We start from the raw sequence: 25,497 nt of genomic DNA on the forward strand, positions 1-25,497 counted from the left end.
GAAAGATTGAGGTAAGACGTGGCAAAAGCGGCAAAACGGGCATTTGTGTGCAATGAGTGCGGGGCGGACTATCCGCGTTGGCAGGGGCAGTGCAGCGCCTGCCATGCCTGGAACACCATCACGGAAGTGCGTTTGGCCGCGTCGCCCGCTGCGGCGCGCAACGATCGCCTCAGCGGCTATGCCGGCGACGCCGGCGTCAGCAAAGTGCAGAAGCTGTCGGAAATCAGCCTTGAGGCGCTGCCGCGCTTCACCACCGGCTTTCTCGAGTTCGATCGCGTGCTGGGCGGCGGCGTGGTGCCCGGCAGCGCGATTCTGATCGGCGGCAACCCCGGCGCCGGCAAGAGCACCCTGTTGCTGCAGGTGCTGTGCAAACTGTCCGAACAGATGAAAACCCTGTACGTCACCGGCGAGGAATCGCTGCAGCAGGTGGCGATGCGCGCCCACCGTCTGGGGCTGCCGACCGGCGGCCTGAACATGCTGTCGGAAACCAGCATCGAGCAGATCTGCCTGATCGCCGAGCAGGAACAGCCGAAGCTGATGGTGATCGACTCGATTCAGGTGATGCACATGGCGGACATTCAGTCTTCGCCGGGCAGCGTGGCGCAGGTGCGGGAAACCGCCGCCTATCTGACGCGCTTCGCCAAGACGCGCGGCGTGGCGATCGTGATGGTCGGCCACGTCACCAAAGACGGCTCGCTGGCCGGGCCGAAAGTGCTGGAACACTGTATCGACTGTTCGGTGCTGCTGGACGGCGACGCCGATTCCCGCTTCCGCACCCTGCGCAGCCACAAGAACCGCTTCGGCGCGGTCAACGAGCTGGGGGTGTTCGCCATGACCGAACAGGGGCTGCGCGAAGTGAGCAACCCTTCGGCTATCTTCCTCAGCCGCGGCGACGAAGTGACCTCCGGCAGTTCGGTGATGGTGGTGTGGGAAGGCACCCGGCCGCTGCTGGTGGAGATCCAGGCGCTGGTGGATCATTCGATGATGTCCAACCCGCGCCGCGTGGCGGTGGGGCTGGAGCAGAACCGGTTGGCGATCCTGCTGGCGGTGCTGCACCGGCACGGCGGGCTGCAGATGTCGGATCAGGACGTGTTCGTCAACGTGGTCGGCGGGGTGAAGGTCAGCGAGACCAGCGCCGATCTGGCGCTGCTGATGTCGCTGGTCTCAAGCCTGCGCGATCGGCCGCTGCCGAACGATTTGGTGGTGTTCGGCGAAGTGGGGTTGGCGGGTGAGATCCGTCCGGTGCCGAGCGGCCAGGAGCGGATCGCCGAAGCGGCCAAGCACGGTTTCAAACGCGCCATCGTGCCGCACGGCAATATGCCGAAAAAGCCGCCGGCCAATATGCAGGTGTTCGGGGTCAAGAAGCTGGCGGACGCGCTGGACGTGCTGGAAGGGTTTTATTAATGTCGCCGACGGCGAGAAAGATATGCTATTTGTTTAGCATACTAAACGGAGGTGGCCATGCCGCAATTTGATTACCTGAAGACGTCCATCAAGCAAAAGGGCTGCACGTTGCAGCAGGTGGCGGATGCCAGCGGCATGACCAAAGGCTATCTCAGCCAGCTGTTGAACGACAAGATCAAAAGCCCGAGCGCGCAAAAGCTCGAGGCGCTGCACCGTTTTCTCGGGCTGGAGTTCCCGCGCAAAGAGGTCAAAGTCGGCGTGGTGTTTGGTAAATTTTACCCGCTGCATACCGGCCACATCTATCTGATCCAGCGCGCCTGCAGCCAGGTGGATGAGCTGCACGTTATCTTGTGCCACGACGAGCCGCGCGACCGTGAGCTGTTCGAGAACAGTTCGATGTCGCAACAGCCGACGGTCAGCGATCGCCTGCGCTGGCTGCTGCAGACCTTCAAGTACCAGAAAAACATCCATATCCACTCGTTCGACGAGCAGGGCATCGAACCGTACCCGCACGGCTGGAACGTGTGGAGCGACGGCATGAAGGCCTTTATGGAACAGAAAGGCATCGTGCCGAGCTTCATCTATTCCAGCGAAGCGCAGGATGCGCCGCGCTACCGCGAGCATCTGGGCATCGAAACCATTTTGGTCGACCCCGAACGCTCGTTCATGAACATCAGCGGCAATCAGATCCGCCAGGATCCGTTCCGCTATTGGGATTACATCCCGACCGAGGTGAAACCGTTCTTCGTGCGCACCGTGGCGATCCTCGGCGGCGAGTCGAGCGGCAAATCGACGCTGGTCAACAAGCTGGCCAACATCTTCAACACCACCAGCGCCTGGGAATATGGCCGCGATTACGTGTTCTCGCACCTGGGCGGCGACGAGATGGCGCTGCAGTACTCCGACTACGACAAAATTGCCCTCGGACAGGCGCAATACGTGGATTTCGCGGTCAAGTACGCCAACAAGGTGGCGTTTATCGATACCGATTTCGTCACCACCCAGGCGTTTTGCAAAAAGTACGAAGGGCGTGAGCATCCCTTCGTGCAGGCGCTGATCGACGAATACCGCTTCGATCTGGTGATCCTGCTGGAAAACAACACGCCGTGGGTGGCGGACGGCCTGCGCAGTCTTGGCAGCACCGCCGATCGCCTGGCGTTCCAGCGCCTGCTGGAGGAGATGCTGCGCGCCAACAACATCGAGTACGTGCACGTTGAGTCTAGCGATTACGAAGAGCGCTTCCTGCGCTGTGTCGAGCTGGTGCAACAGCTGCTGGCGGCGGACGCCGGCCGGCTGGCGAATGCGCCCGCCCAGCGCCACGCCGCAGGCTGAGAAAAATTAGCGTAATGTGCGATCGCGCGGCAGAAACGGCCGCACGGACGCACATTTAAAGGCCTGTTTAAACATGGTTCATTCGGTAGCGACTACGTTAAGGTTTTCTTTACAATAACGCTCAGAAGAAGACATGTCTTATCGCTTACTCGCTCTCTGGTTGATCTGCTATGCCGCAGCCTGGACGCTGCTGACCGTTCATCTCGATCCTACCCTGCCTTACGACGCCGTCGAGGCGCTCAATTGGGGCCTCAACGGCGAGTGGGGCTCACCGAAAAATCCTTGGTTGGTCGGTGCGGCGATGCAGCCGGCGATCTGGCTGTCGTGGCTGCCGCTGAACGTTTACTGGTACGGCGGGCACTTCATCGCCATCGCCATCGGCATGTTGGGCGTCTGGCTGTTGGCGCGACGCCTGAGCGGCAGCACTTCGCTGGCCTGGATGGCGCTGCTGACGCTCAACCTGTCCGGCATCATCAATTTCGACATCATTCCCTACAACGACAACTACCTGTTGGTGATGCTGTGGCCGTGGATGGCGCTGTTCTTCCACATGGCGATTTCCCGTTCGGCCAACTGGTGGCCGGCCTTCGCGTTGGCCGCCGGTCTGGCGATGATGGCGAAGTATTCGACCTTCGCCTTCGTCTATTTCGCGGCGCTGTCGACGCTGTTCGTGCCGCAGATCCGTCGCTGCTATCGCCAACCGCAGTTCTATCTGGCGGTGGCGATCTGGCTGGCACTGGTGTTGCCGAACGTATTCTGGCTGTGGAACCACGACTTCGCCGCCTTTAAGTGGGTGGATTCGCAGATCAAGATGCAGCTCAATCTCGACATGCTGCAGTCGCTGCTGCTGGTGTTCTATCCGTCGCTGGTGCTGTGGTGGATCCTGCGCCGCAGCGGGGCGGTGCTGGCCTGGCCGAAAGCCTTGCCGATGCGGGTGCTGCTGTGGATCTACCTGCTGCCGCTCGGCATCATTACCTTTTGGTTCTCCTTCAACGTCGGCGGCCGCTTGACCGAGTGGCTGCAGCCGTTCTTCATGCTGGCGCCCGCGCTGCTGGTCGGCTGCGTGCGTCAGCCGCCGGTGCGTTCGCTGCGGGCGGCGACTATTGGGCTGATGTGCGCGGCGCTGGCGGTCTATCTGGGGTATGCCGCGGTGATGCTGGGCAACGTGCGCAATGCCGGTCAGAAAATGGTGGGCATCAAGGCGTTCAGCGCTGGAGTGGAGCAGCTGTGGCAGGAGCGGTATGGCGTCAGTCTGCGTTACGTCGGCGGCGAATACCTGTCGCAGTGGATGACGGTGTATGCCGGTTCCCGGCCGCAAACCATTACGCGCTGGTCCAATCATACGCGGCCGAACATCTACAACGTCAACATCAGCTATCCGCAGATTGCGCAGCATGGCGTCGCCCTGTTCGGTCGGTTGGGTGAAGACTGCGCGCACAGCGACTTCGGCGGCGAACTGGCCCACTGGCCGAAGATGCGCCTCGACTGGCAGCAGACGCTGACCTTCCGCGCCGATCCGCAGAGCGACGAGCAGGTGCTGTGCGTTGGCTTTGTTCGCCCGCAGTAACGGCGGCGCAGAGCACCGCCGCGATGCGAACTCAGTAAGCGATAACCAGCTTGCCTTGCATATGGCCGCCGAGCAGCTGTTGGTGCGCGGCGGTCAGCGTGTCTACCGACAGCCCGTGCAGGGTTTCGCTCAGCGTGGTGCTCAGTTTGCCGTCGTCCAGCAGTTGCGCCACCTGCTGCAGGATCCGGCCTTGCTGCGCGATGTCCGGGGTGGTGAACATGCTGCGGGTGAACATGAATTCCCAGTGCAGCGCGGCGCTTTTCAGCTTCAGCGCGTTTTGATCCAACGGCTGCGCGTTCTCGACGATGGTGCAGATATGGCCGAGCGGTGCGATCAGTTCGGCCATCGCCGGCCAGTGGCCGTCGGTATCGTTCAGACAGAGGATGTAATCCACCTGCTCGATGCCGTGTTGCGCCAGGTTGCCCTTCAAATCGCGGTAGTCCACCACCAGGTCGGCGCCCCGCTCGCGGCACCAGGCGGCGGATTCCGGCCTGGACGCGGTGGCGATCACTTTCACCTTGCTGCGCAGCGCGGCCAGCGGAATGGCCAGCGAGCCGACCCCGCCGGCGCCGCCGATGATCAGCAGCGTCTTGTGCTCGGGCGCATCCTGAATGTTCAGGTGCTCGAACAGCGCCTCCCAGGCGGTGAGGGCGGTGAGCGGCATGGCGGCGGACTCCGCCCAGTTCAGGCTGCGCGGTTTGTGCGCGGCGATGCGAGAGTCGATCAGTTGGTGGCTGCTGTTGCTGCCGGGCCGGGTGATATCGCCGGCGTACCACACTTCATCGCCGGGCTTGAAGCCGCTGACGCCGCTGCCCACGTCCAGCACGACGCCGCTGGCGTCCCAGCCGAGGACGCGCGGCTGCTGCAGGCCGCTTTTCTGCAGACCGGCATGTACTTTGGTATCCACCGGGTTGACCGAGGCCGCTTTCACTTCCACCAGCAGATCGTACTGGCCGGGCACCGGCATCTCCGGTGAGATTTCGATGAAACCGGCGGGGTTCTGCGGGTCTACGGCAATGGCTTTTATCGACATGATTGTGCTCCTTTCAAATGATGTCCCCAGTGTAGACCCGCAGCAGTGGGGTGATAAGATGGACAATATCTAACTGAGTGTTCGTCAGGGGTGAACAATGGAGTTCAAACAGCTGCAGGACATGGCGCTGTTCGCGCTGGTGGCGGAGTGCGGCAGTTTCACCGCCGCCGCGCAGCGTGTCGGGTTGCCGAAGTCCAGCGTCAGTCAGCGCATCAGCCAGCTCGAACAAACGCTGGGGTTGCGTTTGCTCAACCGCACCACGCGCCAGCTGAACCTGACCTTCGCCGGCGAGCGCTATCTGGAACATTGCCAGGCGATGATGTCCGCCGCCGAGCGGGCCGATCTGGCACTGCAGCGGCTGCGCGACAACCCGAGCGGCCGCCTGCGCATCTCGACGCCGGCCGGGTTGGGGGCAACCCTGGTGGCGCGGCTGGCGGCGGATTTTCAGCGCCAGTACCCGGACGTATCGCTGGAGGTGTCGGTATCCGACGCCATGGTGGATCTGGTGCAGGAAGGCTTCGACGCCGCGCTGCGCACCGGCAAGCCGCAGGATTCTTCGCTGATCGGCCGCCGCCTCGGGTATGCGCCGCGCTATCTGCTGGCTGCGCCGTCCTATCTGGCGCAGCACTCGCCGATCGAGCACCCGCAGCAGCTGCAGCAACATCGCTGCATTGCCCACCGCGCCTGGACGGCCTGGAACCTGCGCTGCGGCGACGATTATTACCGCTGGCAGCTGCCGCTGGCGCACACCACCGACAATCTGCTGTATGCGCGCGAATGCGCTATCGCCGGCGCGGGGATCACGCTGCTGCCGGCGTTTCTCAGCCGCGAGGTGGTGGCGCAGAAGCTGTTGGTGGAGGTGTTGCCGGCCTGGCGCGCAGAAGGGAATGAACTGTATCTGGTCTACCCGAGCCGCAAGCTGAATTCCCCGGCGCTGGCCTGTTTCATCGATGTGGTATTGCAGCACCCGGCGTTTGACGACTACGCGCGCGAGCTGACGCGGGAGTAGGCCTGGCAGATGACGCCGACGCCTAATTTCTGTCGCCATCGTCCTAAAACCTTTGGCTGGAGCATGGCGCGGGCTATGCTCATGAAAGGGGCTTAGGGGGAGAGGGTATGGATCCGTTATCGGAAGTGCTTGCGCCATTGAACAGCCAGAATGCGTTTTTCGGCGGCCTGAAGGCCGGCGGCGACTGGGCCGTTCATTTTCCTGCGCCGCAGAGCGGGAAATTCAACGCGGTGGTGCGCGGCGGCTGTTGGCTGGCGGCGGAAGGGTTGGCCGAACCGCTGCGGCTGGCGGCCGGCGACTGCTTGCTGCTGACCCGCAGCCTGCCGGTCACTGTCGGCAGCGATCTGTCGCTGCCGGCGCTCGATGCTGACGTACTTTATCTGCAGGCGAAAAATGGTGTGGCGAGCTGCGGCGAGGCGGAGGATTGCCTGTTTATCGGCGGGAGTTTTACCTTCGGTGAGGAAGTGGAGCGGTTGTTGGGGAGTTTACCGGCGTTGATGGTGATCCGAGGCGGCACCGAAGAGGCCGCCGTGTTGCAATGGGCGTTGCAGCGGCTGGCGGACGAGCTGTTAAAGCCTTCGCCGGGTAGCGCGCTGATGACGCATCACCTGGGGCAAATCATGTTGACCCAGGCGCTGCGGATTTACCTGACGGGGGAGGAGAGCGCGGCCTCCGGCTGGCTGCCCGCCTTGTTCGATCCGCGCATCGGCGCCGCGATGCAGGCAGTACACGCCGATCCAGCCCGTCGCTGGACGGTGGCGTCATTGGCCGATGCGGCGAGCGTTTCCCGTTCGACGTTGGCGCTGCGCTTCAAGCAGAAGGCGGGAATGGCGCCGCTTGAGTATGTGTCGCGTTGGCGCATGTTGCTGGCTGCGCGGGCGCTGCGTACCGGTGTTGAACCGGTATCCATCATCGCGCAACGTTTGGGGTACGATTCCGACAGCGCGTTCAGCCATGCTTTCAAGCGCGTGATGGCGTGCTCACCGCGCGATTATCGCCGGGCGCGGGCATAAAAAAAGGCGCCGCATGCGGCGCCTTGGGGATTACTTGGCGATCTTTTTGTACTTGATGCGGTGCGGCTCGAGCGCATCGGCGCCCAGCGTACGCTTCTTGTACTCTTCGTACTCGGTGAAGTTGCCTTCGAAGAATTCCACTTTGCCCTCGTCCTGGTAGTCCAGGATGTGGGTGGCGATACGGTCGAGGAACCAACGGTCGTGCGAGATCACCATGGCGCAGCCAGGGAATTCCAGCAGGGCGTTTTCCAGCGCGCGCAGGGTTTCGATATCCAGGTCGTTGGTCGGTTCATCGAGCAGCAGCACGTTGCCGCCAACCTGCAGCAGCTTGGCCAGGTGCAGACGGCCACGCTCACCGCCGGACAGCTCGCCCACGCGTTTGCCCTGATCGACGCCCTTGAAGTTGAAGCGGCCGACATAGGCGCGGCTCGGCATCTCGGTGTTGCCGATGCGCATGATGTCCTGCCCGCCGGAGACTTCTTCCCACACGGTTTTCGAGCCGTCCATGCTGTCGCGGAACTGATCGACGGACGCCAGCTTGACGGTATCGCCCAGCACGATGCTGCCGGAGTCAGGCTGTTCCTGACCGGACATCATGCGGAACAGCGTGGATTTACCCGCGCCGTTCGGGCCGATGATGCCGACGATTGCCCCTTTCGGCACCGAGAACGACAGGTCGTCGATCAGCAGGCGGTCGCCGTAGGACTTGCGCAGGTTGCTGACTTCGACCACTTTATCGCCCAGGCGTGCGCCAGGTGGAATGAACAGTTCGTTGGTTTCGTTGCGTTTCTGGTATTCGGTGTTGTTCAGCTCTTCAAAGCGGGCCAGACGGGCCTTGCCTTTGGACTGGCGGCCTTTGGCGCCCTGGCGCACCCACTCCAGCTCTTTCTCGATCGACTTGCGACGAGCGGCTTCGGCGGACGCTTCCTGCGCCAGACGCGCGTCTTTCTGCTCCAGCCAGGACGAGTAGTTGCCTTCCCACGGAATGCCTTCGCCGCGGTCCAGTTCGAGGATCCAGCCGGCCACGTTATCCAGGAAGTAGCGGTCGTGGGTGATCGCCACGACGGTGCCTTCGAAGTCGTGCAGGAAGCGTTCCAGCCAGGCCACGGACTCGGCGTCCAGGTGGTTGGTCGGTTCGTCCAGCAGCAGCATGTCCGGCTTTTCGAGCAGCAGGCGGCACAGCGCGACGCGGCGGCGTTCACCCCCGGACAGATGGGCGATTTTGGCGTCCCAGTCCGGCAGGCGCAGCGCATCGGCGGCGCGTTCCAGCTGCGCGTTGAGGTTGTGACCGTCGTGCGCCTGAATGATCTCTTCCAGGCGGCCCTGTTCCGCGGCCAGCTTGTCGAAGTCTGCGCCTTCTTCCGCGTACAGCGCGTACACTTCGTCCAGGCGTTTCAGCGCGCCGACCACTTCCGCCAGCGCTTCTTCCACCGACTCACGCACGGTGTGTTCGAGGTTAAGCTGCGGCTCCTGCGGCAGATAACCGATCTTGATGCCCGGCTGCGGGCGCGCTTCCCCTTCGATATCGGTATCGATGCCGGCCATGATGCGCAGCAGGGTGGACTTACCGGCGCCGTTCAGGCCCAGTACGCCGATTTTTGCCCCAGGGAAGAAGCTCAGGGAGATGTTTTTCAAAATATGACGCTTCGGCGGTACCACTTTGCCGACGCGGTGCATGGTATAGACGTATTGAGCCACGTTGCTCTAAGCCTCTCTATATCAGTATTTATAGGATGTCTGGCGGCATGAGTGTAGCCCGTTTCGATCTTGGATCCCAGACATCGCTCAGCGATCGCTAAGTATAACCGTTTATGCGCCGATAAAGGCGCATATTGGTGGCTTATGGCGTGACGACGATCGCGACGCGGCGGTTTTCCGCGCGGCCGCTGGAGGTGCGGTTGTCGGCGACGGGATCGCGCTTGCCCATGCCGCGGGTTTCGATATTGGCGCGCGGAATACCGACGCTGGCCAGCAGATCGGCGACCGCATCGGCGCGGCGCAGGGAGAGCTGATCGTTATAGCTGTCTTCGCCGTAGTTGTCGGTATGGCCGTCCAGACGGAACTTGGTGATGCCGACGCTCAGCAGCGCGCGGCCCATCTTCTGCACCGTCTCGGTGCTTTCCGGGTTCAGCTTGCCGATGTTGTTGCCGAACAGCACTTTATCCGACAGGCCGAATTCCCAACCGTTGTCGGTCAGTTTGAAGCCCTGCGATTGCAGCAGCGCAACCTGCTCGGGCGTCAGGCCTTGCGGCTTGCTCTGGCAACCGGCGAGCGCCAGCAGGGCGACGAACGCCATCGTCAGCAGTGAAAAACGACCTTTAAACAGTTGCTGTATCATAGTCAAAATCCCTAGTTCAAGTGTTATAGCCGGGGCTCTTATTTATGTATAGCCAGCCGCCAGCCTCCGTTATAACGATGCTTTGCCTGATACATCGCATCGTCAGCTTCGTGCAAAAGACCCTGAGGCGTCGACGCGTGATCAGGGTACAGCGCAATGCCGATACTCAGAGAGGTAATGATTGTCTCGTCGTTCGGTAAAATAACCGGTTGCGTCATGCAATCGATGATGTTGTCGGCGATCTGCAAGACATCTTCCGTGCTGTGCACCGGCGCCAGCAGCACGGCGAATTCATCTCCTCCCAGGCGTGCGACCAGATCGGTTTCGCGCAGCTGCGCGCGAATGCGTCCGGCAATGGTGGTCAGCACCGCATCGCCCGCGGCGTGACCGTAACTGTCGTTCACTTCCTTGAAGCGATCGCCGTCGATAAACAGCACCGCCAATTTCGCCGGCGGCGCGATATCGCCCAGGGCGCGGCTCAGCCGGCCTTCGAAGAAGGCGCGGTTCGGCAAGCCGGTCAGGCTGTCGTGCGTCGCCCGGTGGGCCAGCGAGTCGTTTTCCTGCTTCAGATGGGCCTGCCAGGCCTCCAGTTCATCGAGCAAGCCATTGAAATCATTGCTGAGCTCATGCAGCTCGGCGATCGGCGCCGAGGGCACCCGCAGGCCGAAGGTGCGATCTCGCCGCACCGCATGCGCCACGTTGGCGATGTCGTCCAACGAACTGACGATGCCGACCAGCATGCGGCGCGACAACACCAGGGCGCACAGGGTACTGAGCACCATGCAGGCGATCATGCCGACCAGCCCGCGCAACAGGAAACGCAACAGGCTGCCGCCGTTGCCGCTCAGCCAGACCTGGCCGACCTGTTTGCCCTCGTGGGAGATAGGCAGGATGACCGGCTCGGGCAGCGCCCAGTGGGCGATAACCTGCTCCATGCCATGCAGCGGGCCATCTTTGGGACGATGCCAACTGACCAGCACGTCACCGGCGTTGTTCAGAATTTTGGCCTCCGACACCTCTTCTTTGGCGGCGATCAGCACCATCGCCTCGCGAATGTAGGGGCGATCGCCAAACACCACTGCCGCTTCAACCGTATAGCTGATGGAGCGCGCGATCAGGTGCAGGTTGTGGTTGGCATAGGCGCGCAGCGCGAACAGCGCCACCAGCGTCAGAAAGATGCCGGCGGTGCCGACGGCGATCAACGCCAGCCCAAGATGCACCCGCTGCAGCACCCGGCCCAACGTCGGGCGCGCATTGCCGGAACGGTTTCTACGCAACAGCCTCATAGCGGCGGCGCCTGTTTGCGCGCCAGCTGCAGCACGTTGGGGTGAACGCGCACGCCGCTGCGCGCCAGGGCGTCCAGGTTGACCTTGAAGCCGGCCTGGTCGCCGTTGATCTGCAGGCAAAATGCGCTGCCGGCGGAGCATTCGCTATCGTTCTCGCTGATGCTGAGAATGGAGTTGCCGGAAATGCGCTGCATGAAATTTTGTCTCTGCGCGGCGTTGATGTTCCCTAAATAGATGACATCGCAGCCGGTACTCAGCGTCGGGCTGTCGAACGGCACGCGTTCGGTTTTAATCGGACGCGGCGCGCTGAGCAGGATCGGATCGAACAGCCCCTCGGCATACTGGGTGGGTGCGGTCACGCACAACCGGATCGGATTGGGTTCACGTGACCAGCGGGCGTAGCTGATGATGCCTACCACCACGGTCGTCACGGCGTGCGTGCGCTGTTGATAGGGATCATTGGCGGCGCGCGCAGGCCCGGGCAACGTCAGCAGCGCCAACAAAACGATCAGCAACAGGCGGCCGATATTCAGGCGTGCGGCAAGGAAGCCCGGCACCGGGCTTTTTGCGCAACGCATCGTTATCGCGGTATTACTCGCCATCTTCACCCGCCATTCCGGCCTGATCCACCGCCCGCAGGCCGTGGCCCGACAAGTAAAAATCCGGCCCGCTTGAAGGGACAATCGTTTTGCTGAAAGCTGTCAGTCGCACTGCCTAATGAACACTATCTACCCATAATTGGCGCGGATTGTATTATAAGATGTCTTCGTTGGGCGCTTTATGTGCTGTTTTCTCGGAATTATCCTACTTATTTTTGATAGTATAAAAATGCCCTCTCGGGTTTGCCACCGCTTTTCTGCAAAGTTGGCGCGTTTGGCCAGCTGTCAGGCGATTTGCGCAACGTCGGCGTTATCTCTTAAATGCAATAATGTGATAACTAATAATTAGAAAGTATTTTACTTTTCCAATAAATGCCGTTGCGGCTAATAAAAATCCGGCCGGCGATAATATCCCGCCGCCCTGATTTGTCAGCCAAAGTAAACGTTTTTTACCTGGCTCCGATCATGGCGATACACTTCTTCTTCTACAGTATTGAATGGATGAGCGATTGCGCTGTCTATGGTAGATATCTGCGTCCGGGCCGTGCGCCCGGTTTTATTTTGTTCTGCGGCGCCGTGGCGCGGCGGTTACCGGGGAGCTGGGCGGCTCCCGCGGCACAATCAGTGAGGAAAGAGCGAGGATGGTCAAGGTGGACAAGCGACGGCTGTTGGCGATGGGGCTGTGCCTGACGGCGTTTTCCGGCGCGGCGCTGGCGGATTCTCTGGATGCGCAACGTCAGCGCTACCAGCAGATCAAGCAGGCGTGGGACGGCAATCAGATGGACGTGGTGGCGCAGCTGATGCCGACGCTGCGCGATTACCCGCTTTATCCTTATCTGGAATACCGCGAGCTGACTCAGGATCTGAGTCAGGCGGGGTTCTCCGAAGTGAACGATTTTATCAAACGCAACCCGACGCTGCCGCCGGCGAAATCGCTGGCGCCGCGCTTCGTCAATGAACTGGCGCGGCGCGAAGATTGGCGCACCCTGCTGGCCTTCAGCCCACAGCCGCCCAAACCGGTGGCGGCGCGCTGCAACTATTACTACGCCAAATGGGCTACCGGCGACCAGCAGGCGGCCTGGAGCGGCGCCGACGAGCTGTGGCTGAACGGCAAAACGCTGCCGAGCGCCTGCGATCGGCTGTTCAGCGTCTGGCGCGGCGCAGGCAAGCAAACGCCGCTCGATATTCTGGCGCGCATGAAGCTGGCGCTGAAAGAGGGCAACAGCTCGCTGGTCAGCAACCTCTACAGCCAACTGCCGGCCGACTATCAAACCATGGGCAACGCTCTGGTGCGCTTGCAAAACGATCCGACCACCGTGGAAGCCTTCGCCCGCAGCGTAGGGCCGACCGACTTTACCCGTGCCGCCACCGGCATCGCCTTTGAGCGCCTGGCGCGGCAGGATGTGGAAAACGCGCGGGCGATGATCCCGACGCTCGCGCGGCTGCAGAAAATGAGCGACGAGGAGCGGCTGGGGCTGGAAGAGGCGGTGGCCTGGCGCCTGATGGGCAGCGACGCTACCTATGAACAGGCGCAGTGGCGCGATCAGGTGATTCTGCGCAGCCGTTCGCCTTCGCTGCTGGAGCGTCGGGTGCGCATGGCGCTGGGCAACGGCGATCGGCAGGGCGTCGCGACCTGGCTGGCTCGCTTGCCGGAAGAGTCGCGCAACAAGGATGAGTGGCGCTACTGGCGCGCCAGTCAGCTGATGGACGAAGGCAAACGCGCCGAAGGCGAGGAGATGTTGCGCAACCTGATGACCGAACGCGGCTTCTATCCGATGGTGGCGGCGCAGAAGCTGAACGCAACCTATCCGGTGATGGTGGCGGTGGCGGCCAAGCCGCGCGCGTCGCTGACCGACGGGCCGGAAGTGGCCCGAGTGCGCGAGCTGATGTACTGGAATATGGACAACCTGGCCCGCAGCGAGTGGGGTTCCTATGTCGCCAGCCGCAGCCGGCCTGAACAAGAGGCGCTGGCGCGTTACGCCTTTGAGCAAAAATGGGCCGATCTGAGCGTGCAGGCGACCATCGTCGGCAAGCTGTGGGATCATCTGGAAGAGCGTTTCCCGGTCGCCTGGCCGCAGGAGTTCCGCCGCGCCACCGATGACAAGGGGATCACCAGCAGCTATGCGATGGCGATCGCGCGTCAGGAGAGCGCCTGGAATCCGAAGGCGCAGTCGCCGGTCGGCGCCTCCGGCCTGATGCAGGTCATGCCGCGCACCGCGCAGCATACGGTGCAGATGTACAATATTCCCGGCTATGTCGGGCCGAGCCAATTGTTCGATCCGCAGACCAACATCACCATCGGCACCAGCTATCTGGAGTCGGTCTATCAGCAGTTCGGCCGCAACCGCATTCTGTCGAGCGCCGCTTATAACGCCGGCCCGTCGCGAGTGAACACCTGGCTGGGCAACAGCGCGGGGCGGATCGATCCGGTAGCGTTCATCGAAAGCATTCCGTTCTCGGAAACCCGCGGCTACGTCAAGAACGTGCTGGCTTACGATGCGTTTTACCGCTATCTGACGCACCGGCCAGCCAAGGTGCTGACCGACGCCGAGTGGCAGAGACGTTATTGATTTTGACGGCCCTATGGTATGCTGCTGTACTAGTTAAATAGTATGGTGGCTGCCATGACGCAATTATCGTTAAACGACCCCGCTCTTTCAGAACAAGGCAATGAGGATTGGCTGCGCTTCGTCGCGCTGCTGCAGAATTCGTTTGCGCAAGAACTGCATCAACCGCTGTTGCAATTGATGCTGACGCCGGACGAGCGCACCGCGCTGGGCACCCGGGTGCGGATCATTCAGGAACTGATGCGCGGCGAGATGAGCCAGCGCGAGCTGAAAAATGAACTGGGCGCGGGGATCGCCACCATCACCCGCGGTTCTAACAGCCTGAAAGCGGCTTCACCCGCGCTGAAACAGTGGCTTGAGCAGCAGCTGCTGCACGACGCGCCCTAGCAGACTCTGCGTTATTGCTGATAGATGGCGTTGTGGAACGGCACCAGCGCCAGCAGCAGCGCCTGATGATAAACGCTGGTGCGGCTCAGCCGGCCGTCGGTGAAGACGCCGATGGCGCCGCCCTGGCGCTTCACCTCGGCGTTGCCGGTGATCGTCGCCATTTCGCTGCCCAATTCGCGGCCTTCGCGAATACCTTGTAAGATGACTTCCGGCAGCATCAGGCTCGCCGAGCGGGATTCACCGCGGATGGACGGGTTCTCGATGGTCATCCAGGCGAAGGTCATATTCTCTTCAATCCCGGCTTCCACGCCGACCCAAAAATCGGCCTCGGGCCTGACCTGGCGCGCTTCCATCACGCGTTGACGCGCACCGGTGCGCGTTTCGTGATTGCCTATCGGCTGCAGCGAAACGCCGCTGGCGACGTCGACGGGTTCAATGCGGTATTGGCCTGCGCCGAAGACGTCATCGAAGGCCAATTGAATAGCCTTGATCTTTGCCGGGTTGGTAGTTGCAGCGACAACATGGTACATAACGGGTTTGATATCCTTCTGGCCGATACGCCGGGCAGCGGCAAAAGCGCCGCCGGGCCGGGGATAAACGCAAATTTCACGCAGTATAACGGAAAACAAAAATGTTACAGGTATACCTCGTTCGCCACGGCGAAACGGAATGGAACGCGGCTCGCCGCATCCAGGGTCAGTCCGACAGCCCGTTAACCGCCATGGGGGAACACCAGGCCCGTCTGGTCGCCAGGCGCGTCAGCAAAGAAGGCATTACGCATATCATTACCAGCGACCTGGGGCGCACGCGCCGCACCGCGCAGATCATCGCCGAAGCCTGTGGCTGCGAAGTGATTGGCGATCCGCGTTTGCGTGAGCTGCACATGGGGGTTCTGGAAGAACGCCTGATCGACAGTTTGACGCCGCAGGAAGAACAGTGGCGCAAACAGATGGTCGATGGTACTCCTGACGGCCGTATCCCTCAAGGCGAATCCATGGAGGAGCTGGGCGAGCGCATGCGCGCTGCGCTGGAGAGCTGCCTGATGCTGCCGGAGGGCAGCAAGCCGCTGCTCGTCAGCCATGGCATCGCGTTGGGGTGTTTGATCAGTACGGTGCTCGGGCTGCCGGCCTATGCGGAACGTCGCCTGCGCTTGCGCAACTGCTCACTGTCGCGCGTCGATCACCAGCAGAGCCCGTGGCTGGCTTCCGGCTGGATCGTCGAAACGGCGGGCGATGTCACGCATCTGGACATGCCCGCGTTGGACGAACTGCAGCGTTAACGTCGAATCGGGATCAGGTAATCGCACTTGATCTCGGTAGGCGCCTGATGCGGACGGCGCTCGCCTTTCGGGTAGAAGCGCTCGATGTCGTGTCCTTTGCGGCGCGTCAGTTTGAGCTCCGGCAGGCAAGTGCCGTAGACCGTCAGGATAAAGTCCTGCAGGCCTCCGATGGGCCCTTCATAGCTGAACATTGCAAATTCGCCGCCCGGCAGCACCAGCGGTTGAACTTCCTGCACTTTATCAGGCACCTGATCCGGCTCCAGCGCCGTGGTGTACAGCACTTCCTGTTCGTCGTCCTTCTCCTGGCTCGGACGCGAGTGGTGCAACCCGTACAGCACCGGCGGCAAGGTTTCGACTTCGCCGAGGAACTGGCGCCAGAACTGCGAGCGCAGCTCGGTGCGCACGGTGGTGATCTGTTCCAGCGTGCAGGAGTAGCTTTGGGTCAGGCCGACCAGATGCTTATCCGGCAACGAGAGGAACTCGGGCTGCGGCAGAGTGAAGGCCCCCAGACGGATCGGCGGGCAGATGCCGAACGCGTTCCAGTCTTCGGCGCGGCGGTACAGCGCCGGCGTTTGCGCAAACTGTTTCTTGAAGGCGCGCGTGAAGGTCTGCTGCGAGTCGAAGCGATATTGCAGAGCGATATCCAAAATCGGCCGGCTGGTCAGGCGCAGCGCGACGGCGGCCTTGGACAGCCTTCTTGCCCGGATGTAAGCACCGATGGCATTACCGGTAATATCTTTGAACATCCGTTGCAGGTGCCATTTGGAGTAGCCAGCCTTGGCCGCCACGTTATCCAGCGACAAGGGTTGGTCCAAATGGCTTTCCAGCCAGCTAAGCAGATCACGAATGATACCGGCTTGATCCATAGAACTTCCTCGTAAAGCTTGGGGGTAGGAACCCGAACTGTTGATTCGTCACGCTGGTGCTGCGCTATCAGACCGATCCATGAGCCATTATGGGTTGCACTCTTTGCCTCTGCTGCGCATGCCGCGCCAGAGTTGGATTGGGGTACACCGTAGTGGGCGCAAAGAAATAACGACGCCGCATCATAGCAATTTTTTTCCTCCGCGACTCTCAAAGATTTTTGTCACGCTCTGTGCTAAAACGGACGGTGCGGACCCGTAAAAACCCAATTCCGTGAGCTTAGACATAAATAATTGTGATCGCCGAGCCCATTTTCGCGGCAAGGTTATATCGGAGTTAAGTAAATGAAAAAAAGCTGGATATTTTTATTCGGTTTGGTTTGCGCAACCGTGGGAAGCGCACAGGCGGAGCAAGTGGGTTCCGTTGATACGGTGTTTAAATTGTTGGGGCCGGACCACAAAATCGTGGTCGAAGCGTTCGACGATCCGGATGTTAAAAATGTAACTTGTTATATCAGCCGCGCCAAAACCGGCGGCATCAAAGGCGGGCTGGGCCTGGCGGAAGATACCGCCGACGCGGCCATTTCCTGCCAGCAGGTCGGGCCTATCGAGCTGAGTGACAAGATCAAAAACGGCAAGGCGGAAGGCGATGTGGTGTTCCAGAAACGCACGTCGCTGGTGTTCAAGAAGCTGCAGGTGGTGCGCTTCTACGACGCCAAACGCAATTCGCTGATCTACCTGAGCTACTCCGACAAGGTGATCGACGGCTCGCCGAAGAATGCGCTGAGCGCGGTGCCGATCATGCCGTGGGCTGAGGCAAAATAAAAAAACGGGGTTCAGCATGCTGAACCCCGTTTTCATGACGGCAGGCTGGAATTACTCTTCCAGATCGCCGCAGAAGCGGTAGCCTTCGCCGTGGATGGTGGCGATGATTTCCGGCGTGTCCGGCGTCGATTCGAAGTGCTTGCGAATGCGACGGATGGTGACGTCCACGGTGCGGTCATGCGGTTTCAGCTCGCGGCCGGTCATCTTCTTCAGCAGTTCGCCGCGGGACTGGATCTTGCCCGGGTTTTCGCAGAAGTGCAGCATGGCGCGGAATTCGCTGCGCGGCAGCTTGTACTGTTCGCCGGCCGGGCTGATCAAAGAGCGGCTGTTGATGTCCAGCTCCCACCCGTTGAACTTGTAGCTCTCGACCAGGCGGCGCTCTTCGCCGAGGCTGCCCAGATTCATGGTGCGCGACAGCAGGTTGCGCGCGCGGATGGTCAGCTCACGCGGGTTGAACGGTTTGGTGATGTAATCGTCGGCGCCGATTTCCAGGCCGAGGATTTTATCCACCTCGTTATCGCGGCCGGTCAGGAACATCAAGGCGACGCTGGCCTGTTCACGCAGTTCGCGCGCCAACAGCAGGCCGTTTTTGCCTGGCAGATTGATGTCCATGATGACCAGATTGATATCATTTTCAGACAGGATATTGTGCATCTCTGCACCATCATTGGCTTCATGAACAATGTAGCCTTCCGCCTCGAAAATGCTCTTCAGGGTGTTACGAGTGACTAACTCGTCTTCGACAATCAGAATGTGCGGGGTCTGCATATTTGCTACCTAAAATTGCCAACAAAATAGAAAATAGGAAGTACAGAAGTCTCTGTTTTCTTAGAGGAGGGCAGAGATAGCGCCACGTTCCCTCTCAGCAAATGACTAAAGTACGTAAACTCGTTCTTGATGCACTTTCCATCTCATGTCAACAAGATCGCTAGCCTGGTGGGGATGCCGTTCCCTACAACCCCTTGGGTGCCAAAACGGCGCATATCCTAACCCCATTAACAGCAATATAACAGCGCGTGCCGAATTCATCACCCAACAAAACTACGCTTTGTTGACATATATCAAATTCAATTGTAGCACGTTAACAGATTTGTGAAAAACACTTACAGAAATGCCAGTTTAAGTCACAGAACCTCAAATTCTGTGAACGATTCAGCATTATCCGGCCCGATAGGATACAATTATTCGCTTATTGATCATTGCGTTGTTTTAACTCATTGATAAATAAATGCAGTAAAACATAAGCATGAATAATGACTATTACGACAGGTTTATTAGCTCAACGAGCCGTTTAATCTTGTTTGTTGCTATTAACGCGTTTATTGTTACGCAATTGTAAATACATGCGGGCGCTGCGCTATCGTCAAAAACGCAGGCCCGCCTTCGGTGGAAGAGTGATGCAGCTTCATATTGTTCTAGTGGCTCCGGCGCGGCCGGAAAACGTCGGCGCGGCGGCGCGCGCGATGAAAACCATGGGTTTCGCTTCGTTGCGCATCGTCGACAGCGAGGCGCATCTGCAGCCGGCGGCGCGCTGGGTGGCACATGGGGCCGGCGAGATCCTCGACGGCGTGCAAACGTTCGCCACGCTGGAACAGGCGCTGGCGGATGTGGATTTCACCGTCGCCACCACCGCCCGCAGTCGCGCGCGTTTTCACTACTACTGCACGCCGCCTGAGCTGCTGGAACAGCTGAGTGAGCGTAAGCAGTGGGTCGGCCAGGCCGCGCTGGTATTCGGCCGCGAAGATTCCGGCCTGACCAACGAAGAGCTGGCGCTGGCGGATTTGCTGACCGGCGTGCCGATGCAGGCGGACTATCCGTCGCTCAACCTGGGCCAGGCGGTGATGGTGTACTGCTACCAGTTGGCGAGCCTGATGGGCGTCAACGCCGCGCCGCAGGAGGCTGCGGCGCCTGAAGGGCAACTCAGGGCGTTGCGCCGCCGCGCCGATGCTTTGTTGGATGCCCTGGAGGTCGGCGATGACCAAAAATTGCGCGACTGGCTGCACCAGCGCCTCGGTGCGTTGCCGCAGCGAGATACGGCGATGCTGCATACGCTGCTGCACGACATCGAAAAAAAACTCGCCAAGTGATAGCGGCTCCAGCAGGCGGTTACTCAGTGTGATCCACTATTAAACCGGCTTTAGGTTGTTTTTTTGTTCTGTCATTTCGCTTTTCACCTGTTGCATCGCGCATTACCGCCGCTGAACGGAAAATAAGCAAAAAAAAGAAATCGTTTGACTTGGGATAGCGATTGCTTTAACCAATAGAGGGGACAGAGTATTTCATGAGACAGACAGACAACATGCGCAATATCAGCCTGACTACCACAATTATTACCACCACCGATACCACAGGTAACGGGGCGGGCTGACGCGCACAGGAAACACAGAAAAAAGCCCGCACCTAATCAGTGCGGGCTTTTTTTTCGGCTTAAATTCGGAGAGATCACAAATGCGAGTGCTGAAATTTGGCGGAACCTCGGTAGCGAATGCGGAACGTTTTCTGCGCGTCGCCGACATCATGGAGAGTAACGCGCGTCAGGGACAGGTAGCCACGGTCTTGTCCGCCCCCGCAAAGATCACCAACCATCTGGTGGCGATGATCGACAAAACGGTGGCGGGCCAGGACATTCTGCCGAATATGAGCGACGCCGAGCGGATCTTTGCCGACCTGCTGAGCGGGCTGGCGCAGGCGCTGCCGGGCTTTGAATACGATCGTTTGAAAGGCGTGGTCGATCAGGAATTCGCGCAGCTCAAACAGGTGCTGCATGGCGTCTCGCTACTGGGGCAGTGCCCGGACAGCGTGAACGCGGCGATCATCTGCCGTGGCGAAAAGCTCTCCATCGCCATCATGGAAGGGGTGTTCCGCGCCAAGGGTTATCCGGTCACGGTGATCAACCCGGTGGAGAAACTGCTGGCGCAGGGCCACTACCTGGAGTCCACCGTGGACATCGCCGAGTCTACGCTGCGCATCGCCGCCGCGGCGATCCCGGCCGATCACATCGTGCTGATGGCCGGTTTCACCGCCGGTAATGACAAGGGCGAGCTGGTGGTGCTGGGCCGCAACGGCTCCGACTATTCCGCCGCGGTGCTGGCCGCCTGCCTGCGCGCCGACTGTTGCGAGATCTGGACCGACGTCGACGGCGTTTATACCTGCGATCCGCGCACCGTGCCGGACGCCAGGTTACTGAAATCGATGTCGTACCAGGAAGCGATGGAGCTTTCCTATTTCGGCGCCAAAGTGTTACACCCCCGCACCATCACTCCGATTGCCCAGTTCCAAATCCCTTGCCTGATTAAAAACACCTCCAACCCGCAGGCCCCCGGCACGCTGATCGGCAAAGACAGCACCGATGCCGATATGCCGGTGAAGGGCATCACCAACCTGAACAACATGGCGATGATCAACGTCTCCGGCCCGGGCATGAAAGGCATGGTCGGCATGGCCGCACGGGTCTTCGCCGTGATGTCGCGCGCCGGCATTTCGGTGGTGCTGATCACCCAATCCTCTTCCGAATACAGCATCAGCTTCTGCGTGCCGCAGGGTGAACTGCAGCGCGCTCGTCGCGCGCTGGAAGAGGAGTTCTATCTGGAGCTGAAAGACGGCGTGCTGGATCCGCTGGACGTGATGGAACGCCTGGCGATCATCTCGGTGGTCGGCGACGGCATGCGCACCCTGCGCGGCATTTCGGCACGCTTCTTCTCCGCGCTGGCGCGCGCCAACATCAATATCGTCGCCATCGCCCAAGGGTCTTCGGAGCGTTCCATTTCGGTGGTGGTCAGCAATGATTCCGCCACCACCGGCGTGCGCGTCAGCCACCAGATGCTGTTCAACACCGATCAGGTGATCGAAGTGTTCGTCATCGGCGTCGGCGGCGTTGGCGGGGCGTTGATCGAGCAGATCTATCGTCAGCAGCCGTGGCTGAAGCAAAAACATATCGATCTGCGGGTGTGCGGCATCGCCAACTCGCGCGTGATGCTGACCAACGTGCACGGCATCGCGCTCGACAGCTGGCGCGACGCGCTGGCCGGCGCGCAGGAGCCGTTCAATCTCGGCCGTCTGATCCGGCTGGTGAAGGAATATCACCTGCTGAACCCGGTGATCGTCGACTGTACCTCCAGTCAGGCGGTGGCCGATCAGTACGTGGACTTCCTGGCGGACGGTTTCCACGTGGTGACGCCGAACAAAAAGGCCAACACCTCGTCGATGAACTATTATCAGCAGCTGCGCGCGGCCGCCGCCGGTTCGCACCGCAAGTTCCTGTACGACACCAACGTCGGCGCCGGTTTGCCGGTGATTGAGAACCTGCAAAACCTGCTGAACGCCGGCGATGAACTGGTGCGTTTCTCCGGCATCCTGTCCGGCTCGCTGTCCTTTATCTTCGGCAAGCTGGACGAAGGGCTGTCGCTGTCGGCGGCGACCCTGCAGGCTCGGGCCAACGGCTACACCGAGCCGGATCCCCGCGACGATCTGTCCGGGATGGACGTGGCGCGCAAGCTGCTGATCCTGGCGCGCGAGGCCGGTTATAAACTGGAACTGAGCGATATCGAGGTCGAGCCGGTGCTGCCGCCATCCTTCGACGCGTCGGGCGACGTGGACACCTTCCTGGCGCGGTTGCCGGAGCTGGATAAAGAGTTCGCGCGCAACGTGGCCAACGCCGCCGAGCAAGGCAAGGTGCTGCGCTATGTCGGCCTGATCGACGAAGGGCGCTGCAAGGTGCGCATTGAGGCGGTGGACGGCAACGATCCGTTGTATAAAGTGAAGAACGGCGAGAACGCGCTGGCCTTCTACAGCCGCTACTATCAGCCGCTGCCGCTGGTGCTGCGCGGCTACGGCGCCGGTAACGATGTGACCGCAGCGGGCGTATTCGCCGATCTGCTGCGCACACTGTCATGGAAGTTGGGAGTTTAATATGGTTAAGGTGTATGCACCGGCCTCGATCGGCAACGTCAGCGTCGGTTTCGACGTGCTGGGCGCGGCGGTTTCGCCGATCGACGGCACGCTGCTGGGCGACTGCGTCAGCGTCGAAGCCGCCGAGACGTTCAGTTTGCAGAATGCCGGGCGCTTCGTCAGCAAGCTGCCGGCCGAGCCGAAAGAGAACATCGTTTATCAATGCTGGGAGCGCTTCTGCCAGGAGATCGGCCGCGAAGTGCCGGTGGCGATGCGTTTGGAAAAGAACATGCCGATCGGATCGGGGCTGGGTTCCAGCGCCTGTTCGGTGGTCGCCGGGCTGATGGCGATGAACGAATTCTGCGATCGTCCGTTGGATAAGACGACGCTGCTCGGCCTGATGGGCGAGCTGGAAGGGCGCATTTCCGGCAGCGTGCATTACGACAACGTGGCGCCTTGCTATCTGGGCGGCCTGCAGCTGATGCTGGAAGAAGAAGGCATTATCAGCCAGGAGGTGCCGTGCTTTGACGATTGGCTGTGGGTTATGGCCTATCCGGGCATCAAAGTGTCCACCGCCGAAGCGCGCGCCATTTTACCCGCGCAATACCGTCGTCAGGATTGCATCAGCCATGGCCGCTATCTGGCCGGCTTTATTCACGCCTGCCATACCCGGCAGCCGCAGCTGGCCGCCAAATTGATGCAGGACGTGATCGCCGAACCGTACCGCACCCGGCTGCTGCCGGGCTTCGCCGAAGCGCGCAAGGCGGCGCAGGAGATCGGTGCGTTGGCCTGCGGCATCTCCGGCTCTGGCCCGACGCTGTTCGCCGTCTGCAACGACGGCGCCACCGCGCAACGCATGGCCGCCTGGCTGCAACAACACTATCTGCAAAACGACGAAGGTTTTGTTCATATTTGCCGTCTGGATACCGCAGGCGCTCGACTACTGGGATAACGCATGAAACTGTACAACCTTAAGGATCACAACGAGCAGGTCAGCTTCGCGCAGGCGATCAAACAAGGCCTGGGCAAGCAACAGGGGCTGTTCTTCCCGTTGGAGCTGCCGGAGTTCGAACTGACCGAAATCGACCACCTGCTGGAGCAGGATTTTGTCACCCGCAGCAGCCGCATTCTGTCGGCCTTTATCGGCGAAGAGGTGCCGGAAGCGGCGCTGAAGAAACGCGTGCAGGCCGCCTTTGAGTTCCCGGCGCCGGTGGCGAAAGTGACCGATGACGTCTCCTGCCTGGAGCTGTTCCACGGCCCGACGCTGGCGTTCAAAGACTTCGGCGGCCGCTTTATGGCGCAGATGCTGGCGGAAGTGGCCGGCGAGCAGCCGGTGACCATTCTGACCGCCACCTCCGGCGACACCGGCGCCGCCGTGGCGCACGCCTTCTACGGCCTGAAAAACGTGCGGGTGGTGATCCTGTATCCGCAGGGCAAAATCAGCCCGCTGCAGGAAAAGCTGTTCTGCACCCTGGGCGGCAACATTCACACCGTGGCGATCGACGGCGACTTCGATGCTTGTCAGGCGCTGGTGAAGCAGGCGTTCGACGATCAGGAATTGAAAGACGCGCTGCACCTGAACTCGGCCAACTCGATTAACATCAGCCGTTTACTGGCGCAGATTTGCTACTACTTCGAAGCGGTGGCGCAGCTGCCGCAGGAAGCGCGCAATCAACTGGTGATTTCGGTGCCGAGCGGCAACTTCGGCGATCTGACCGCCGGGCTGCTGGCCAAATCGCTGGGCCTGCCGGTAAAGCGCTTCATCGCCGCCACCAACGCCAACGACACCGTGCCGCGCTTCCTGACCAGCGGCCAGTGGCAGCCGCACGCTACGGTCGCGACGCTGTCCAACGCCATGGACGTCAGCCAGCCGAACAACTGGCCGCGCGTGGAAGAGCTGTTCCGTCGCAAGGTCTGGCAGTTGAAGGAGCTGGGTCACGCGGCGGTCAGCGACGAGACCACCAAAGACACGATGCGTGAGCTGGCCGAGCTGGGCTATATCTCCGAACCGCACGCGGCCATCGCCTACCGTGCGCTGCGTGACCAATTGCAGGAAGGGGAGTTCGGCCTGTTCCTCGGCACCGCGCATCCGGCCAAGTTTAAAGAGAGTGTGGAAGCGATACTCGGCCAGGAGCTGCCGTTGCCGAAAGCGCTGGCGCTGCGGGCTGAGCTGCCGCTGCTGTCGCACACGCTGCCGGCCAACTTCGGCGAGCTGCGCAAGTTCCTGATGGGGCTGCCGGCCTGAAGTTCGGCAGGGTAAAATGCGAAAAGCCGTCTTGCGACGGCTTTTTTTTATGCCTGCTCCGGGCGTTTGAACACCAGTTCATTGCCTTGCGAGGCGGCTTCGTCGAAGGCGTAGCCTTCCAGGTTGAAGTCCGCCAGCTGCTCGCTGCGCGTCAGGCGGTTTTTGATGATAAAGCGGCTCATCAACCCGCGCGCTTTCTTGGCGTAGAAGCTGATGACCTTGAACTTGCCGTTCTTCTCGTCGAGGAACACCGGTTTGATCAGCGAGCCGTGCAGCTTGGCCGGCTTCACCGCTTTGAAATACTCGTCTGACGCCAGGTTGACCACCACGTCGTCGCCCTGTTGCTCCAGCGCTTCGTTGAGCTTTTTGGTGATCTGATCGCCCCAGAAGCTGTACAGATCTTTGCCCTTCGGGTTTTCCAGCTTGATGCCCATCTCCAGCCGGTACGGCATCATCAGATCGAGCGGGCGCAGTACGCCATACAGGCCGGACAGCATGCGCAGATGCTGCTGGGCGAAGTCGAAATCGGCTTCGTTGAAGTCCTGCGCCTGCAGGCCGGTATATACGTCGCCCTTGAACGCCAGCAGCGCCTGACGGGCGTTGTCCGGGGTAAATGTCGGTTGCCATTCGCTAAAGCGCGCGGCGTTCAGCCCGGCCAGCTTGTCGCTGATGCTCATCAGGCTGGCGATTTGCGCCGGCGTCAGCTCGCGGCAAATGTTGATAAGCTGCTTAGACTTGTTCAGCAGTTCGGGCTGCGTGAAGCGTTTTGTCGCCAGCGGGCTGTCGTAATCGAGCGTTTTTGCAGGTGAAATAATAACGAGCATGGCCAGATCCTGTTTATCCAAGTGCGCATACTGTAGCAA

The 25,497-nt window shown here is 60.7% G+C and carries 23 protein-coding genes and 1 other annotated feature; of the genes, 14 read left to right on the forward strand and 9 right to left on the reverse strand.

Annotated features, from left to right (window positions below):
- The first annotated feature begins 18 nt into the window (after nt 1–18).
- The 3 genes from radA (at nt 19) to ACJ8J1_RS20395 (ending at nt 4,303) form a co-directional block, all read left to right on the forward strand.
- On the forward strand, nt 19–1,404 hold the full coding sequence (gene radA / locus ACJ8J1_RS20385) for a DNA repair protein RadA (protein ID WP_004933048.1): 1,386 nt from the start codon (nt 19–21) through the stop codon (nt 1,402–1,404).
- A gap of 57 nt (nt 1,405–1,461) precedes the next feature.
- Nucleotides 1,462–2,736: a multifunctional transcriptional regulator/nicotinamide-nucleotide adenylyltransferase/ribosylnicotinamide kinase NadR gene (gene nadR / locus ACJ8J1_RS20390; RefSeq protein ID WP_033641798.1), complete on the forward strand. Its 1,275-nt coding sequence runs from the start codon at nt 1,462–1,464 to the stop codon at nt 2,734–2,736.
- A gap of 133 nt (nt 2,737–2,869) precedes the next feature.
- A complete protein-coding gene (locus ACJ8J1_RS20395) occupies nt 2,870–4,303 on the forward strand; it encodes a glycosyltransferase family 39 protein (RefSeq protein ID WP_033641799.1) in 1,434 nt (477 codons plus the stop codon).
- Nucleotides 4,304–4,334: 31 nt separating this feature from the next.
- On the opposite strand, the gene ACJ8J1_RS20400 is transcribed toward ACJ8J1_RS20395, so the two are convergent.
- On the reverse strand, nt 4,335–5,336 hold the full coding sequence (locus ACJ8J1_RS20400; protein ID WP_033641800.1) for a zinc-binding alcohol dehydrogenase family protein: 1,002 nt from the start codon (nt 5,334–5,336) through the stop codon (nt 4,335–4,337).
- Nucleotides 5,337–5,433: 97 nt separating this feature from the next.
- On the opposite strand from ACJ8J1_RS20400, the gene ACJ8J1_RS20405 reads away from it, so the two are divergent.
- Nucleotides 5,434–6,345, forward strand: coding sequence for a LysR family transcriptional regulator (locus tag ACJ8J1_RS20405; RefSeq protein WP_033641801.1), 912 nt, complete (start codon nt 5,434–5,436; stop codon nt 6,343–6,345).
- Nucleotides 6,346–6,452: 107 nt separating this feature from the next.
- Entirely contained in the window at nt 6,453–7,358 is a 906-nt protein-coding gene (locus tag ACJ8J1_RS20410; protein ID WP_033641802.1) for an AraC family transcriptional regulator, read from the forward strand.
- Between the two features lie 30 nt (nt 7,359–7,388).
- Here the strand turns inward: ACJ8J1_RS20410 and ettA are convergent, their stop codons facing one another.
- The 4 genes from ettA to ACJ8J1_RS20430 form a co-directional block, all read right to left on the reverse strand.
- Complete coding sequence (ettA, locus tag ACJ8J1_RS20415) at nt 7,389–9,056, reverse strand: energy-dependent translational throttle protein EttA (RefSeq protein WP_025159620.1); 1,668 nt, start codon at nt 9,054–9,056, stop codon at nt 7,389–7,391.
- 142 nt (nt 9,057–9,198) lie between these two features.
- A complete protein-coding gene (locus ACJ8J1_RS20420; protein WP_033641803.1) occupies nt 9,199–9,696 on the reverse strand; it encodes an OmpA family protein in 498 nt (165 codons plus the stop codon).
- Between the two features lie 38 nt (nt 9,697–9,734).
- Nucleotides 9,735–10,982, reverse strand: a complete 1,248-nt coding sequence (locus ACJ8J1_RS20425; protein WP_033641804.1) for a diguanylate cyclase domain-containing protein — start codon at nt 10,980–10,982, stop codon at nt 9,735–9,737.
- A complete protein-coding gene (locus tag ACJ8J1_RS20430; RefSeq protein ID WP_033641805.1) occupies nt 10,979–11,590 on the reverse strand; it encodes a YfiR family protein in 612 nt (203 codons plus the stop codon). The genes ACJ8J1_RS20425 and ACJ8J1_RS20430 overlap by 4 nt, the downstream gene beginning before the upstream one ends.
- Nucleotides 11,591–12,222: 632 nt before the next feature.
- Between ACJ8J1_RS20430 and sltY the strand changes: the two genes are divergently transcribed.
- Nucleotides 12,223–14,151, forward strand: coding sequence for a murein transglycosylase (gene sltY / locus ACJ8J1_RS20435; protein ID WP_033641806.1), 1,929 nt, complete (start codon nt 12,223–12,225; stop codon nt 14,149–14,151).
- Nucleotides 14,152–14,205: 54 nt separating this feature from the next.
- A complete protein-coding gene (gene trpR / locus ACJ8J1_RS20440) occupies nt 14,206–14,535 on the forward strand; it encodes a trp operon repressor (RefSeq protein WP_016929152.1) in 330 nt (109 codons plus the stop codon).
- A gap of 11 nt (nt 14,536–14,546) precedes the next feature.
- On the opposite strand, the gene yjjX is transcribed toward trpR, so the two are convergent.
- Nucleotides 14,547–15,065 carry an inosine/xanthosine triphosphatase gene (yjjX, locus tag ACJ8J1_RS20445; RefSeq protein ID WP_033641807.1) on the reverse strand — a complete coding sequence of 173 codons (519 nt, stop codon included), beginning with the start codon at nt 15,063–15,065 and terminating at the stop codon, nt 14,547–14,549.
- A 101-nt stretch (nt 15,066–15,166) separates the two neighbouring features.
- On the opposite strand from yjjX, the gene gpmB reads away from it, so the two are divergent.
- Nucleotides 15,167–15,814: a 2,3-diphosphoglycerate-dependent phosphoglycerate mutase GpmB gene (gene gpmB / locus ACJ8J1_RS20450; RefSeq protein ID WP_025305227.1), complete on the forward strand. Its 648-nt coding sequence runs from the start codon at nt 15,167–15,169 to the stop codon at nt 15,812–15,814.
- Here the strand turns inward: gpmB and robA are convergent.
- A complete protein-coding gene (gene robA, locus ACJ8J1_RS20455) occupies nt 15,811–16,680 on the reverse strand; it encodes an MDR efflux pump AcrAB transcriptional activator RobA (protein WP_033641808.1) in 870 nt (289 codons plus the stop codon). The genes gpmB and robA overlap by 4 nt on opposite strands.
- Before the next feature lie 342 nt (nt 16,681–17,022).
- Here robA and creA point away from each other — a divergent pair, with 342 nt between their 5' ends.
- Nucleotides 17,023–17,502 (forward strand): protein CreA, encoded by a 480-nt coding sequence (gene creA, locus ACJ8J1_RS20460; RefSeq protein ID WP_033641809.1) that lies wholly within the window; start codon nt 17,023–17,025, stop codon nt 17,500–17,502.
- 51 nt (nt 17,503–17,553) lie between these two features.
- On the opposite strand, the gene arcA is transcribed toward creA, so the two are convergent.
- Nucleotides 17,554–18,270, reverse strand: coding sequence for a two-component system response regulator ArcA (arcA, locus tag ACJ8J1_RS20465; protein WP_004933003.1), 717 nt, complete (start codon nt 18,268–18,270; stop codon nt 17,554–17,556).
- A 629-nt stretch (nt 18,271–18,899) separates the two neighbouring features.
- Between arcA and ACJ8J1_RS20470 the strand changes: the two genes are divergently transcribed.
- The 5 genes from ACJ8J1_RS20470 (at nt 18,900) to thrC (ending at nt 24,634) form a co-directional block, all read left to right on the forward strand.
- Nucleotides 18,900–19,589 (forward strand): tRNA/rRNA methyltransferase, encoded by a 690-nt coding sequence (locus ACJ8J1_RS20470; protein ID WP_033641810.1) that lies wholly within the window; start codon nt 18,900–18,902, stop codon nt 19,587–19,589.
- A 212-nt stretch (nt 19,590–19,801) separates the two neighbouring features.
- Nucleotides 19,802–19,870 carry a thr operon leader peptide gene (gene thrL / locus ACJ8J1_RS20475; RefSeq protein ID WP_099785730.1) on the forward strand — a complete coding sequence of 23 codons (69 nt, stop codon included), beginning with the start codon at nt 19,802–19,804 and terminating at the stop codon, nt 19,868–19,870.
- Nucleotides 19,809–19,926, forward strand: a sequence feature (Thr leader region). (Overlaps the previous gene by 62 nt.)
- 24 nt (nt 19,927–19,950) lie before the next feature.
- Complete coding sequence (gene thrA, locus ACJ8J1_RS20480; RefSeq protein ID WP_033641811.1) at nt 19,951–22,410, forward strand: bifunctional aspartate kinase/homoserine dehydrogenase I; 2,460 nt, start codon at nt 19,951–19,953, stop codon at nt 22,408–22,410.
- Nucleotide 22,411: 1 nt separating this feature from the next.
- Complete coding sequence (gene thrB, locus ACJ8J1_RS20485) at nt 22,412–23,341, forward strand: homoserine kinase (RefSeq protein ID WP_004932993.1); 930 nt, start codon at nt 22,412–22,414, stop codon at nt 23,339–23,341.
- A gap of 3 nt (nt 23,342–23,344) precedes the next feature.
- Nucleotides 23,345–24,634: a threonine synthase gene (thrC, locus tag ACJ8J1_RS20490; RefSeq protein ID WP_033641812.1), complete on the forward strand. Its 1,290-nt coding sequence runs from the start codon at nt 23,345–23,347 to the stop codon at nt 24,632–24,634.
- 47 nt (nt 24,635–24,681) lie between these two features.
- On the opposite strand, the gene yaaA is transcribed toward thrC, so the two are convergent.
- A complete protein-coding gene (yaaA, locus tag ACJ8J1_RS20495) occupies nt 24,682–25,458 on the reverse strand; it encodes a peroxide stress protein YaaA (RefSeq protein ID WP_033641813.1) in 777 nt (258 codons plus the stop codon).
- Nucleotides 25,459–25,497 lie beyond the last annotated feature (39 nt).

Source organism: Serratia sp. CY37869 (genome assembly GCF_052168895.1).
In the GTDB taxonomy this organism is placed as follows: Bacteria; Pseudomonadota; Gammaproteobacteria; order Enterobacterales; family Enterobacteriaceae; genus Serratia; species Serratia ureilytica.

What these genes read in the sequence shown, in the direction of transcription:
- nadR (WP_033641798.1), top strand. Translation starts at nt 1,462, where the DNA reads ATGCCGCAATTTGATTACCTGAAGACGTCCATCAAGCAAAAGGGCTGC.
- ACJ8J1_RS20395 (WP_033641799.1), top strand. Translation starts at nt 2,870, where the DNA reads ATGTCTTATCGCTTACTCGCTCTCTGGTTGATCTGCTATGCCGCAGCC.
- ACJ8J1_RS20400 (WP_033641800.1), bottom strand. Translation starts at nt 5,336, where the DNA reads ATGTCGATAAAAGCCATTGCCGTAGACCCGCAGAACCCCGCCGGTTTC.
- ACJ8J1_RS20405 (WP_033641801.1), top strand. Translation starts at nt 5,434, where the DNA reads ATGGAGTTCAAACAGCTGCAGGACATGGCGCTGTTCGCGCTGGTGGCG.
- ACJ8J1_RS20410 (WP_033641802.1), top strand. Translation starts at nt 6,453, where the DNA reads ATGGATCCGTTATCGGAAGTGCTTGCGCCATTGAACAGCCAGAATGCG.
- ACJ8J1_RS20420 (WP_033641803.1), bottom strand. Translation starts at nt 9,696, where the DNA reads ATGATACAGCAACTGTTTAAAGGTCGTTTTTCACTGCTGACGATGGCG.
- ACJ8J1_RS20425 (WP_033641804.1), bottom strand. Translation starts at nt 10,982, where the DNA reads ATGAGGCTGTTGCGTAGAAACCGTTCCGGCAATGCGCGCCCGACGTTG.
- sltY (WP_033641806.1), top strand. Translation starts at nt 12,223, where the DNA reads ATGGTCAAGGTGGACAAGCGACGGCTGTTGGCGATGGGGCTGTGCCTG.
- trpR (WP_016929152.1), top strand. Translation starts at nt 14,206, where the DNA reads ATGACGCAATTATCGTTAAACGACCCCGCTCTTTCAGAACAAGGCAAT.
- yjjX (WP_033641807.1), bottom strand. Translation starts at nt 15,065, where the DNA reads ATGTACCATGTTGTCGCTGCAACTACCAACCCGGCAAAGATCAAGGCT.
- gpmB (WP_025305227.1), top strand. Translation starts at nt 15,167, where the DNA reads ATGTTACAGGTATACCTCGTTCGCCACGGCGAAACGGAATGGAACGCG.
- robA (WP_033641808.1), bottom strand. Translation starts at nt 16,680, where the DNA reads ATGGATCAAGCCGGTATCATTCGTGATCTGCTTAGCTGGCTGGAAAGC.
- creA (WP_033641809.1), top strand. Translation starts at nt 17,023, where the DNA reads ATGAAAAAAAGCTGGATATTTTTATTCGGTTTGGTTTGCGCAACCGTG.
- arcA (WP_004933003.1), bottom strand. Translation starts at nt 18,270, where the DNA reads ATGCAGACCCCGCACATTCTGATTGTCGAAGACGAGTTAGTCACTCGT.
- ACJ8J1_RS20470 (WP_033641810.1), top strand. Translation starts at nt 18,900, where the DNA reads ATGCAGCTTCATATTGTTCTAGTGGCTCCGGCGCGGCCGGAAAACGTC.
- thrA (WP_033641811.1), top strand. Translation starts at nt 19,951, where the DNA reads ATGCGAGTGCTGAAATTTGGCGGAACCTCGGTAGCGAATGCGGAACGT.
- thrB (WP_004932993.1), top strand. Translation starts at nt 22,412, where the DNA reads ATGGTTAAGGTGTATGCACCGGCCTCGATCGGCAACGTCAGCGTCGGT.
- thrC (WP_033641812.1), top strand. Translation starts at nt 23,345, where the DNA reads ATGAAACTGTACAACCTTAAGGATCACAACGAGCAGGTCAGCTTCGCG.
- yaaA (WP_033641813.1), bottom strand. Translation starts at nt 25,458, where the DNA reads ATGCTCGTTATTATTTCACCTGCAAAAACGCTCGATTACGACAGCCCG.